This window comes from Gilliamella sp. A7 (genome assembly GCF_002142015.1).
In the GTDB taxonomy this organism is placed as follows: domain Bacteria; phylum Pseudomonadota; class Gammaproteobacteria; order Enterobacterales; family Orbaceae; genus Gilliamella; species Gilliamella apis_A.
In genome coordinates this window covers 1-13308 of the sequence record NZ_NASN01000025.1, presented here as the reverse complement: position 1 = coordinate 13308, position 13308 = coordinate 1, and the positions used below count along the sequence as shown (strand labels likewise).

Genomic DNA, 13308 nt, shown 5'->3' with positions numbered 1-13308 from the left:
GTTTATAATTTAGCTTTAGTGATACCGGCGGAATAATGCTTTTCAAGCCACCATAAAATAATATTTGAAATAGAGGTGAAAAATAGATAAAAAGCGCCAGCTATAAGTGCAAAAAATAGCGGTTGATATGTTGCTTCACCAGCTGTTTTGGTTGCTTTGACAAGGTCAAACAATCCCAATAATGATACTAATGCTGTTGCTTTTAAAATCACTAACCAATTATTAGCAATGCCAGGTAAAGCAAAACGCATCATTAATGGAAACCTGACATATATAAAGGTTTGGCATTTATTCATACCTAATGCAGTTGCAGCGTCAATTAATGTTTTTGGAACAGCTTGAAATGCACCGCGAAACGTCTCAGTAAAATAGGCACCATAAATAAAACCTAACGTAATGATGCCTGCCACAAATGGATCAATTTCTAGCATATCTATATCAAAAAAATCGGTAATATTATTTAATAAAAATTGAAGGCCAAAAAAGATCAACATCATTAAAACCAAATCAGGCACACCGCGAATCAATGATGTATAAGCCTGACAAGCTAGTCTTAATACTGACCTTTTTGATAGTTTACCGAGTGCACAAATAACGCCAATAATAATGGCAAGAATTAGCGAAAAAATCGCTAATTCAATAGTGATCAAGGTACCTTGTAATATTAGAGAACGATAACCTTGCATGAACTATTTTTTATTACTATAAACGTTAAAGTCAAAATATTTGTCATTTATTTTTTGATAGGTACCGTCATTTAAAATTTCAACTAATGCTTTATTGAAAGCTTCACGCAGTTCATCATCTTTTTTACGGAATCCTAAACCGACACCAACATCAAAATAACCTTTATCGCTTAATATTTCTCCGGCAAAAGCGAAATCTTTTCCTTGTGGTTGTTTTAAAAATGCATAACTTCCCGTCACTTCATCTTGTAATGCGGCATCTAAACGACCTGCAACTAAATCAGAGAATACCTGTAATTGATTTTGATATGGCACAATGATAACGCCATTTGGACGCCATTTGTCATTAACAAAGTGTTCCTGTGAAGTACCTTGTTCAACGCCTACTCTTTTGCCTTTTAATGACTCAACATTTGGTAATAAATTAGCACCTTGTTTAGTAATTAATCGAGAATTGGTAAGAAAAATTTCATCTGAGAAAGCAATTTGTTTTTTGCGTTTTTCAGTCATCATTAATGATGATGAAATCATATCTATTTTACGTGACAATAAAGAAGGAATTAATGCATCGAAATCAGTCGATTGAAATTCACACTTAATATTAGCTTTTTCACAAAGTGCTTTGGTAATTTCAATATTAAAACCTGTAATTTCACCATTTTTATCTATAAAATCAAATGGAGCATAAGATGTATCCGAACCAACTTTGATTGATTCTGGTAATTTAGCATCACTCAAGCAAGCACAACTTAGCAATGCTAACGCCGATACCACTTTAAATAAGTTATTCATGTTTTCATTCCACAATAATTTTTGAAGGCATAATATAACGTTTTCTTAAATTAATTTATAATAAAAAAAAATTATCAGTCTGTCTGATTTGTTTATGCCGTGATTATAATTACAGCCAGTTAAATTAATAGATAATATAAAGTTAATTCTATTTTAAATAAGATAGATAGTTAAAACAGTAAGCTACTAATTTAAATAATTATTATCGTCATACTTATTTGCTTTCGCTAAAGATAACAATATAGTATCCTTACTATTATTATGACAACTCAATTCAAACACTAAACAACGTGCATTCATTTATCCTATCCTTACGCAAAGTTTTTTATAGCAGTAATTTACTGTTTAGTATTCGTATGCTGGTTAGTTTGACTGGATCTACATTAGTACCATGGTACTTTGATTCAGTACCATTAGTGATCCCACTCACATTGGGAGTCGTTGCAGCTGGATTGACAGAGATCGATACACGGTTATTAAGCCGTTGTATTAATATATTATTAACACTAATTTGTTTTGCAATTGCGACATTTTCGGTCGAATTTCTATTCAATGATCCACTATTGTTTATTATTGGCTTAGTTAGCTCAACGTTTCTATTTATTATGCTTGGTTCATTGGGGCAACGTTATGGTGTTATTGCCTTTGGCTCCTTGTTAATTGCAGCTTATACCATGCTCGGACATAATTTATTTGCTGATAATTACACTCTTCCTTGTTTTTTATTGTTAGGTGCACTTTGGTATAACCTTGTTTCACTAATTGAATCAATTGTGCAACCTATCCGCACGACACAACAAACTTTAGCCAATTGTTTTATAAAATTAAGTTTTTATCTTGATGCAAAAGCAGCAATGTTCGATCCTGATGAAACAGATGGGTTTAAGCGACAAACTCTTGAGCTAACGACCTGTAATACTCAGGTTATTAATGTATTCAATGATGCTAAACGTTCATTATTTAATCGACTAAAAGGTTTTCGTGGACAAGGCTATATTAGAAAGATGCTTAGTTACTATTTTGTCGCTCAAGATATTCATGAACGAGCCAGTTCATCACATGGCGATTATAAAGCGTTAAGCCAACATTTTAAACATAGTGATCTTTTATTTCGCTTTGCCAGAATCTTAAATTTACAAGCTAAAGCCTGTGCTAAATTGGCTCTGTCAATTAAGTTAAATCAAACTTACCAACATGATCCATTATTTGCTCGCTACTTTGCCTATCTTGAAGAAGCAATAGATGAATATCAACAACAAAATAAGGCTAATTTATTACTCATCAAATCCTTACAAAATTTATATCAAAATCTGCTAGCGATCGATTTATTATTAGCCCATATCGATACAGAACAACATTTATCGAAAATCCAAGATGATAACCAATTAATTGATGAAGAACTCACCCGTTTTCATGATATTTTTGCCAGAATTAAGCAAAACTTAACCATCAAATCGTCACTCTTTCGACATGCTATTCGTATGAGTATTGTGTTATTTGTTGGATATATGGTGATTTATTTTTCTAACCTTTCACATGGTTATTGGATTATTTTAACCAGCTTATTTGTTTGCCAACCAAACTATTCAACTACGAAATATCGCTTAAAATTGCGTGTTTTTGGTACTATTTTAGGAATAATTGCCGGTATTCCTTTAACTTACTTGTTTCCTAGTATTGAAGCGCAATTAGTATTGATCATTATAACTGGATGGTTATTTTTCCTATTCAAAAACTCACAATATGCTTATGCCACTGCCTTTATTACCTTATTAGTATTTTTCAGTTTTAGTTTAATCGGTGAAAGCAGTATCTCTGTTGCTATTTCACGCATTATAGCTACCTTAATTGGCTGTTTTATTGCTTGGTTTGCGGTAAGTTTTATCTGGCCTGATTGGAAGTTTAGAAATTTACCTAAATTACTTGATCGAGTTTGTCACGAAGATAGCCACTATTTAGCAGTAATAGGTAGTCAATATGTCTCCGGTAAAACTAATGATCCCAAATACCGTGTCGCGCGACGCGCGGCTCATGATAGTAATGCAGATTTATCTTCCTTAATCAGCTTAATGACTAAAGAGCCACATGTTAAACAAGATGTGATTGACCAAGGTTTTAGATTATTGACCCTTAATCACACTTTAATCAGTTATCTATCCACTTTGGGAGCACATCGCGATAAAAGTATTTCACCGCATACTTTGGAAATTTTTGATGATATATCGGTTTATATAATTACTATGCTAAGTGACCAAAAAATCGATTCTGAATATCAACCATTGAAAAAAGTGGTTGCTGATTATATTGAATCACTATCAACCAATGATGACCAAAGCAATAATGATCTACTGGTTATGCAGCAATTAGCCTTAATCTTAGATATATTGCCTGAAATAATTTCTCTTATTTGTGAATTGAATAATAAGACTGCTTAATAGGATTGTTTTAAATACCATTAATAAAGACAGCATTATATGTTTGTATATTTTTATCAAACCACTCAATAATCTGGTTAATCATCTGAGAGAGGTTAACTTTGTATTCGGCAAATTTTATGACCATATCTTGTCGCCAATCTTCATCGAAAATGAATTGAAAATCATACAAATCGGTTTTTAACTCGTAGAAATTCTCTGCTTGTTCAAGTTTATTATTCAACGTTTGCAATACAGGTCTGATATGAGACCATTGTTGATTACTCACTTCGGTTGTTCCCCAATGACCAAAGTTCTGATAGTTAGGTAGATGATTAAAAAATATACCTTCAATAAAACTAAATGCACTTTCAGCTAAATATTTTGACGTTTTACTTCTACGTTCATCTTTAAAAGTAGGTAAAGCAAACTCAAAAGTAAGTCCACTCATCTCCTCTTGCCATGATTGCAAATTAAAATTTATCATAAACTGTTGTTATCTTTTGCAATGAAATAAACAACGTTGTATTAATGCAATTTCTTCAATATAACTATTAAATCAGACAACTTGTAAAAAATATTGAGGAGTCTATGCCATCATAATATTATTTGTGAATGATTTTAGAAAGTTACCTTCTATGTTATTAATTAAAAACTCAATAACAAAATGATTAGCTAAACTATTTTTTGGGGTTGTAATTATTTTATTAGTTGGCGTTAGTTGATTTTAGTTTATTCCTCATTTTCTATTATTACAATTGGCAATTGATAGTGGTCTTCATTCATGAAATGACAAAGATAAGCAGTTTGTAGAATATGCTTAATTTTGATTGGTGGGTTTTGCGTTAGTTTGTTTAAAGTGTGGCTTAGAATATTTAAACCAAGAGTGTCACATTAGTATTGTAATTTTTTCTCGAACGCTTTGCTGTGGTTTATTACTGTCATCAAAATAAGCAAGAAGAACAAAACTAGGACAACCTAGTAAACTATAAACCTGTTTATCATATTCATTAGAAGTATTAGATTTTATTAATTTATTTAGATCATCAAGAACCATGGGATCTTTGCCATATAATATATAATGACAAATCCGTTCAGGCATTGATGGTTCTAAATCATGTAAACCAGTAAAACAATCAAGAATGACCTGTTCCATCAGTTCTCGGTTATTTTTTACCATATTAATTTATCCTGCCAATTAGGATCAAAACCATTCGATGCGTCAGCTACCGCCATATAATTAGCGTAACCTTCGGCTAATAACACTTTTGGTAGATTATCTAGTGCAATTGCACTTTCTATAAAACCTGGTGTTTTGCTGAAATAAAGGTTATACAGCACGACAGGAATATTTTCCTCTGGTAGCATACTACCACTAAAGTCAATATTGATATAAAGTTTATAATTGGCAAAATATTTATAATAACCATAAAAACTGCCTCCATCTTTGATATCACCATGTCTATAACCTAATTTAGTTAAAATACCTCGTATAGTGAAACTATCTGTTAACCAACCTAGTCGATCATTAATAATACCGTCGTCAATTTTACTAATGTCAGGTAATGGATGGTTAAACTGATCAAATAACTGATTGAGTTTGTGATGTTTAAAATACACTTGCCATTGTGCAATATCCGTACTGGACATTAATGCTGAATGGGCTAGTGTAATAATGTGATTTTGATCAACGAAGATTTCATCGTTTTGATTAGTCACTAAACGACTATTTTCCGTTGGTCTAAAACTATTAACGATATGGCCACTTTTATCTAATTGTAACCAAACTAAACCTTGAATTAATCGACCTACAACTGGATGATGCTGTAAATATTTTTGCCAATCTTCTATTCTCCATTGCCGCTGGGCACACATGGCTTCGTAAAAACGGCTACTTTGCATAGTCAGTAATTGGCTAAACTCTTTTTTACTGTTGTTGAACAGTTTTTTTGCCTCTTTGACAAGTTCAGGATTTTCGCTGTTACGTGCTTCAGGTAATGCTTTAAGCTTTTCTCCCTCAGCATTTTTTAATTGCCATTTAAATTTATCATCCAAACTAGCAATAAAAATATGCTCACCATAATCAAGAATTAACAAGCCATTATCATCTAAACCTGCGGTCGATATGGTACGATCAGCCAGTTCATCAGTACTCCAACCACTACGCTTAGCAATATGTTCTACTAAATTTCTGGCCTTGTCTTGAATTGAAGCTGTACGATATCGACGTGCTAATGATAATAACAGTTGAATGATAAAAGGATCGTTACTGTACGCCATAGGTTCTAGTATCGCTTCGATCTGAGCTCGCCGTTGAGAATGCTCTCTCATAAAACGGGTTATTAATGATACAGCAACCTGCCCTTTAATACCGCTTGTTAAAGATAGTATCCCTTTGGCTTTAATGGCTGAACCTAGATAATTGGCCAGTATTTCATTTTTAATTTCGTCAAAAACTTGTTCATAAGTAATATTATTATAATGAGGATAGTGCTTTGGATAACGTTGATAAGCTCTCATATATTGTTGTAGACGTTTATCAGCTAATGAACTCGCTTGCGCTTCTGCTTCCTCGATCGTTGGCATTAAGGTATCTTGTTGGATAAAGCTTTGTAAAATAAATTCGCCTAATTGTTGTTGGCTTTGTTTACTTAATAATTGAGTATAAGTGATGAATAGCGGATGACTAGGATCTTTTAATTTAAATGCTAAACAGATCCACCACTCAGTAATTTGAGGATCAACTTTATCACTATTTTGCCAAGTCAAAGTGGGTATTAAGTTAAAATCAAACCAATCAAAATCAGCTGACTTTTTGCCTTTCAAACCTTTTTGAGCTGCAGTCAATAATTGTTTCGCGGTTAAATATCGACTAATGTCTTCATCCATTTTTTCCAATGCGATTAATATTGCTGCTTGCACTATTTCACGCTTCTCTTTTTTCAAAGCTACAATTAAGGCTTCAATGGAATTTTTATTGCCTAGTTCTGCTAACCATTCAGCAGCAGCAAGACGAACTTCTTGTTTAGCCGATGATAAAGCTTGTTCAACTTGATTATGTATATTTGGGATTGCGCTTAGCACATCCTGTGCAGCGTGACGAATTTGTTTAGGTTCATCTAAAGCTAATTCAAATAGGTAAGTTACATATTTAACTGGAATAATTGGAAAAAGGGTTAATATTTTTATCGCATTGATTCTATCAACATAAGAGTCGAACCAGTATTTTTGTTGGCGAGCAAATCCTAATACTTCGTCCAATAAAAATTCATTCTCAGCAAAAAAAGCCCATAATTTGTATGGTTCAGTTTCATAAACATCATGAAAAATATCACTGGTTAAAAATGGTATTGCGATAATATGTTGAATATGTTTAATGGATTGAATACCTTTATAGTAGTTTAACTTTTCAAAGATATCGGCGATTTGTCGAAGATCAAAATTTCTTATTACATCATATTTTCTATATATATTTAGAAAACAATATTCACTATTCATATTAGTAGGACCTTCAACTAATATAGTCGCACGAAGTAAGTGAAATAAAGTAAACTCAGGTAAATTTTGTAATCTTTTTTTTCTCAACAAAAATCGAAAATCGATATTTTTTTTGATTTTTTTTACTAATATTGAATGTTCTATTTTACCATTCAAATATTCAAAGATATTATCTAAATCTTTGCTGGTAGTTTTTTTCAATAATTGATAACGTTCTTGCAAATGAACCCACGGCAAACCATTTTTTTGATTATTTTCAATCTCTTTTTGTGCATCCTTTTTACACTCGATCAAAAATTCTTGAAAATTTTGCTGTAACAAATCACGAGCACTTATTGACAATGGCGTGTCAATAAGAGGTTCAAAACCAGGAATAACTAAATCAGATTGTCGTTTAACCGTATTGGCACTTTCCAATCGTGTTAAAGCACTTTCAATCGCAGTAATTACCGTTTTATTGGTTTCGTCTGCCAATGCTTGTTTTAAAATTATAGGATCAGCAACAATTCTAGTTAGTAAGACAGCCGCATTACTACGTTGCTTAACTGAACCAGATGTTAAAAAAGATTGTAACTGAATTTGAATAATATCACTTGGTAAGCTAAACAGAATTTCAGTAGCTAATTGATTGATCTGCTTATTAGTATTTAATGCCTGCATGGTAATAAAATCAGCCAAAGGCAATTGAAGTTCCATATGCTTTTGAATATATTTTAACTGATCTATTTGCCCTAAGATCGCTAACCCTTGAGTCGGTAGTTGCTTAAATAATGTTATATGCTTCTGAATATAGGGCAATAAACCATTTATCATAAAAAAGTATTTGAAGTGGCTATGAGATAGAACGCTAATATTTTGCCGATCAAAGATTGCAAACAGTAAGTTTTCGCCTAAACCTATTTGTTCAATTTCAAGTAATTGATGTAATTGCTGAATTGTCCAACTTTCACGTTGATCAATTTTTTCTTCGTTTTCATAATAAGTTGGTAACGTGGTAATAAGTCCATCATATAACAGATAGATGAACCATGTTGGTAATTTCTCACTAGACACTTTAACGAAAGGTAAATGGTCACATAAGGTCGCAAAGACGCGAGCAAAGCGAATTATTTGTTCTGGCGAAAAAGTTCCAGTCCAACGGCGATAAAACTCAAGACGAGCTTGTTCTGCTTCATGAGTTTTACTAAAAGTAGCAACGCTATAAAGTTCACAAGGCCTGCGCATATATTCATAGATTTTATAAGCTGTTTTAGAAGTTTGACATAATTTATCAAAATCGCCCAACACCTCTAGTTCATCACCTTGTAAAATATATTGGCTAATACGGGATGGTAAGCTTTGATCCTGTACGCTTAATGGTTCAAAAATAGTCTTAATTAATTGTTCAGGTGATAATTGTTCTATTTTTTTCATATTCCTTGTTCTCACATAAAACATCAAAACTTTGGCAGACCTTTGCAACAGTATTGTGCATTATATTTATTCGCTAATTGTTCCAATTGAATTTTGTCATATCAATAAACATTAAATGATGCAAATAAATACAAATTATGTTGTAAAATAATGCACCGTGAATAACTATAATGATATATATGTATTACTGCATTTAACGACAATCCATCCATATCTTTATCTCGATAACCACATAACCGCAAAAGCAATCAAGAATGCTCTGTTTCGCAGGTTCTGGTCTCTTTTTACCATATTAATTTATCTTGCCAATTAGGATCAAAACCACTACTAGCATTTGCAACAGCCATATAATTAGCGTAACCTTCGGCTAATAACACTTTTGGCAGTTTATCAAGCGCGATTGCGCTATCTTTGAAACCTTTTTTATTGCTGAAATAAAGGTTATAGAGTACTGCTGGGATATTTTCTTCAGGTAGCATGCTGCCACTAAATTCAATATTGATATTAAGATTTAAACTGTCAAAGTATTTATAGTAACCATAAAAATATCCGCCATCTTCAGCATTATCACGCTCGTAACCTAATTTCTTTAAAACATCACGTAAGGTAAAACTATCCGTTAACCAGCCTAAACGGTCATCAATAATACCATCTTTAAATTTGTTCATATCGGGTAATAGAGCACTAAACTGCTCAAATAATGGGTTTACTTTGTAATCTTTAAGATGCGCTTGCCATTTTGCTGTATCATCACTTGATAGTAACGCTGAATGGGCTACGGTAATAAAGTGATTTTGATCAAGTAAGATTTCTTCATCTTGATTCGTTATTAAACAGCCATTCTCAGTTGGTCTAAAACTATTTACAATCTGACCATTATTGTCTAATTGCAACCACACTAAACGTTGAATCAATCGTCCTACAATTGGATGGGGTTGCAGATATTTTTGCCAATCGTCCACTCGCCATTGACGCTCGGCACACATGGCTTCGTAAAAACGGCTTATTTGCATAGTGAGTAATTGATTTAGTTCTTTTTTACTGTTGCTGAACTGTTTTTTTGCTTCTTTGACTAGTTCAAGATTTTCGCTTTTACGTGCTTCAGGTAATGCTTTGATCTTTTCTCCATCAGCATTTTTTAATTGCCACTTAAATTTATCATCTAAACTAGCAATAAAGGTACGCTCACCGTAATCAAGAATTAACAAGCCATTATCATCTAACCCTGCTGTCGATATGGTGCGATCAGCCAGTTCATCAGTAGTCCAGCTTAAGCGGTGGGCAATGCTTTCTACTAAGTGTCTGGCTTTTTCTTGAATGGATGCCATACGATAACGACGCGCTAATGATAATAATAGTTGAATGATCATAGGATCATTACTGTTTGCCAGTGGGTCAAGCATTGCTTCAATTTGAGCTCGACGTTGGTAATGATTTTTCATAAAACTACTTAAGAGTGACACAGCAACCTGACCTTCAATACCACAAGTTAAAGCTAACATTCCTTTTGCTTTAATGGCTGAGCCAAGATAGGTTGCTAATGTCTCTTTTTTGATTTCGTCAAAAACCTGCTCATAAGTAATATTTTTATAGTGAGGATAAAGATCCGGATAACGTTTATAATCTGCAATATATTGTCGCAATCGCATATTAGCTTCTAAATCGGCTTTGCCTTCTGCTTCTTCCAGTGATGGATTTAGCGTATCTTGTTTAATGAAACTTTGTAAAATAAATTCGCCTAATTGTCGCTGACTTTGGATGCTTAATAATTGATTATAAATAGTTAATAGCGGATTAGCCGGATCTTTTAATTTGACCGCTAAACAGATCCACCACTCAATAATCTGTGAATCAACTTTATCACCATTTTGCCAAGTTAACTTTGGTATTAAGTTAAAATCAAACCATTCAAAATCAGCCGTTTTTTTACTTTTTAAACCTTTTTGGGCATCATCCAATAACTTTTTCGGGGTTAAACGCTGACTAATATCTTCACCAATTTTTTCCAGCGCCACCAATATTGCTGCTTGGACTGTTTCGCGTTTCTCTTTTTTTAGCGCAACATTTAGCGCTTTAATCGAGCTTTTTTGTCCTAACTCGCCCAACCAATTAGCTGCGGCAATACGCACCTCGAATTTTGAAGAGGATAAAGCTTGTTCAACTTGATTATGTATATTGGGGATCCGCTTTAAGGCGTTTTGCGCAGCATAACGTACCGGCTTACTTTCACCTAAAGCTAATTCAAATAGGTAAGCAACATATTTCGTTGGAATCGTTGGAAAGAGTTGTAATATTTTTATGACACAAACTTTATCTAAACGATTAAGGACTTGTGGAGGAGCGAAACCTAATGCCTGATCAATTAAAAAATCATTTTCAGCAAAAAAAGCCCATAATTTGTATGGTTCATTTTCATAAATATCATGATAAAAATCACTGCTTAAAAACTGTAAAGCAATTTCATATTCAACCTCTGGATAGAAATTGAGTTTTACTATGACATCCGCTATCTGTCTTAGATCGAAGTTTTTGACAATATCATAACGATTGTATATATATTCAAAACAATAATACCCATCGGAACCTTTAAGTAATTCATTGATTCGCAGTAAGTGAAATAAAGTAAATTCAGGTAAATTTACAAGTCGATTTTTAGTAACTAAAAAGTCAAAATCAACATTCTTATCAAATTCTTGCAATAATACTGAGCGTTCGATTTTACCATTCAAATATTCAAAGATATTATCCAGCGACTTTGATGTCACCGTTTGTAACGGTTTATAACGGTCTTGATGATAGGTAAATGATCTTTTATTTTTTTTGCTTACCTCTAGCTCATCTTCCATCAATGTTTTACGTTCAGTAAGGAACTCATCAAAATTTTGCTGTATAACATCTCGAGCAGTTATCGGCAATGGCGTGTCAACAAGTGGTTCAAAACTAGGAATAACTAACTCAGCTTGCTGTTTGGCGGCATTGGCCGTTTCTATTCTCGATAAAGCATTTTCAAGGGTAGCAATAACTGTTTTATTAGTCTCATTAGCTAAAGCTTGCTGTAAAATTGTCGGTTCAGAAATGATTCGGGAGAGTAATATAGTTGCATTAGCACGCTCCTTAGCAGAGCTTGAAGTTAAAAAGTGTTGTAATTGAGGTTGAACAAGCTCCTCTGGTAAGTTAAGTAGTATTTCTGTGGCTAATTTACTCACCTGTTTACAAGTATTTAACGCCTGCATGGCAATAAAATCAACTAGTTGCAACTGAAGTTCTGGATATCGGTAAATGTAATTAAGTTGTTCTATTTGTCCTAAAGGCGCTAAACCGAGTGAGGGGAGTTGCTTAAATAATTCAATGCGTTCTTGAATATAAGTTAATAATCCATTTAACTGAGTGAAATATTGAAAATCAGGCAAATAACTTTCAAAAATATTTTGACGGTCAAAAATCGCGAACAGTAACTTTTCACCTAATTCTGTCTGTTCAATTTCAAGAAATTGGTGTAATTGTTGGATTGACCAATTTTCACGTCCCTCAATCTTATCTTTGTTTTCGCTATAAGAGGGTAAAGTAGTAATCAGTCCATCATATAGCAAATACATAAGCCAAGAAGGAATTTGTTCGCTTATGCGTTTAATATGACTTAAATGATCAAATAAAATAGCAGAAAATCGGGCAAATCGAATGATTTGTTCTGGTGTATAGGCATCCGTCCAAAGCTTATAAAAATTAATGCGTGCTTTTTGCAACGGATGAATCTTTTGATAATTATATGAACTATAAAAGGCAGCTGGTGCTCGCAATAATGCATGAATTTTATCTACATTAGCTGACTTTTGACATAGTTCCTCAAAATCGGCCAACACATCAATTTCATCACCATGCAAGATATATTGTGTGACCCGTTCTGGTAAAGATTTGTCCAGTTCACTTAATGGGTTAACGATAGTGGTAATTAACTGTTTAGATACATTTGAGCTTATTGATAATTGTTCTGTTTTTTGCATATTCCGTTATTCTCTATTTAAAGATCAAATCGTTGGCATACCTTTACAACCGCATAGTTTACATAGTTTGCTGTAACAGTTATTCGTTAATTATCTTAATTTTTGCTATTCAAATAAACATAAAACTATCTAAATCAATACACATAATTTTTTAAATGCTTAATAAGCTAATTGGGAATTATCGAAAAATGGTTACGAGCTAGAATTTTATATTTCTTATTATCTTTAGTTTTATTTAATAAATTTATTTTTCATTTATGGTTCATTCTTTCCTTAAAATATACTATTCACAACAAAACAGTGACCACAATAATTTTAAACTATTATTAATTTGATTAATAATTACTGATTTAATTTTGAACTAAAAAGACTGTTTTTTCCAAATCATTTTTTATCAGAATAAAAAGCAATCAATTAAGCGACTAACGTTTAATCCAAGCTCTTAGTTGTTCTATATATTCGTTAGAATTAAAAAATATATTTAATACTTGATTGGTAATATTT

General features: G+C 32.7%; 7 protein-coding genes. 1 reads left to right on the top strand and 6 read right to left on the bottom strand.

The genetic code is table 11. The features are described from left to right. Positions 1 to 2: 2 nt before the first annotated feature. On the bottom strand, positions 3 to 686 hold the full coding sequence (locus B6D18_RS07580) for an ABC transporter permease (RefSeq protein ID WP_086363899.1): 684 nt from the start codon (positions 684 to 686) through the stop codon (positions 3 to 5). A 3-nt stretch (positions 687 to 689) separates the two neighbouring features. Next, on the bottom strand, positions 690 to 1478 hold the full coding sequence (locus tag B6D18_RS07575; RefSeq protein WP_086363898.1) for a lysine/arginine/ornithine ABC transporter substrate-binding protein: 789 nt from the start codon (positions 1476 to 1478) through the stop codon (positions 690 to 692). 290 nt (positions 1479 to 1768) lie between these two features. Between B6D18_RS07575 and yccS the strand changes: the two genes are divergently transcribed. After that, the gene (gene yccS / locus B6D18_RS07570; protein WP_086363897.1) at positions 1769 to 3913 is read left to right on the top strand and encodes a YccS family putative transporter; all 2145 of its coding nucleotides are present in this window, start codon (positions 1769 to 1771) and stop codon (positions 3911 to 3913) included. 10 nt (positions 3914 to 3923) lie between these two features. On the opposite strand, the gene B6D18_RS07565 is transcribed toward yccS, so the two are convergent. From B6D18_RS07565 to B6D18_RS07550, 4 genes are all read right to left on the bottom strand, one after another. Continuing rightward, positions 3924 to 4379 carry a hypothetical protein gene (locus B6D18_RS07565; protein ID WP_086363896.1) on the bottom strand — a complete coding sequence of 152 codons (456 nt, stop codon included), beginning with the start codon at positions 4377 to 4379 and terminating at the stop codon, positions 3924 to 3926. 402 nt (positions 4380 to 4781) lie between these two features. Next, a complete protein-coding gene (locus B6D18_RS07560; protein WP_086363895.1) occupies positions 4782 to 5072 on the bottom strand; it encodes a hypothetical protein in 291 nt (96 codons plus the stop codon). After that, positions 5066 to 8803, bottom strand: coding sequence for a DUF4132 domain-containing protein (locus B6D18_RS07555; RefSeq protein ID WP_158092541.1), 3738 nt, complete (start codon positions 8801 to 8803; stop codon positions 5066 to 5068). The genes B6D18_RS07560 and B6D18_RS07555 overlap by 7 nt, the downstream gene beginning before the upstream one ends. 284 nt (positions 8804 to 9087) lie before the next feature. Then, the gene (locus tag B6D18_RS07550; protein ID WP_086363893.1) at positions 9088 to 12804 is read right to left on the bottom strand and encodes a DUF4132 domain-containing protein; all 3717 of its coding nucleotides are present in this window, start codon (positions 12802 to 12804) and stop codon (positions 9088 to 9090) included. Positions 12805 to 13308 lie beyond the last annotated feature (504 nt).

Bases quoted from the DNA above. Each gene is read 5' to 3' on its own strand.
- B6D18_RS07580 (WP_086363899.1), bottom strand. From the start codon at position 686: ATGCAAGGTTATCGTTCTCTAATATTACAAGGTACCTTGATCACTATT.
- B6D18_RS07575 (WP_086363898.1), bottom strand. From the start codon at position 1,478: ATGAATAACTTATTTAAAGTGGTATCGGCGTTAGCATTGCTAAGTTGT.
- B6D18_RS07565 (WP_086363896.1), bottom strand. From the start codon at position 4,379: ATGATAAATTTTAATTTGCAATCATGGCAAGAGGAGATGAGTGGACTT.
- B6D18_RS07560 (WP_086363895.1), bottom strand. From the start codon at position 5,072: ATGGTAAAAAATAACCGAGAACTGATGGAACAGGTCATTCTTGATTGT.
- B6D18_RS07555 (WP_158092541.1), bottom strand. From the start codon at position 8,803: ATGAAAAAAATAGAACAATTATCACCTGAACAATTAATTAAGACTATT.
- B6D18_RS07550 (WP_086363893.1), bottom strand. From the start codon at position 12,804: ATGCAAAAAACAGAACAATTATCAATAAGCTCAAATGTATCTAAACAG.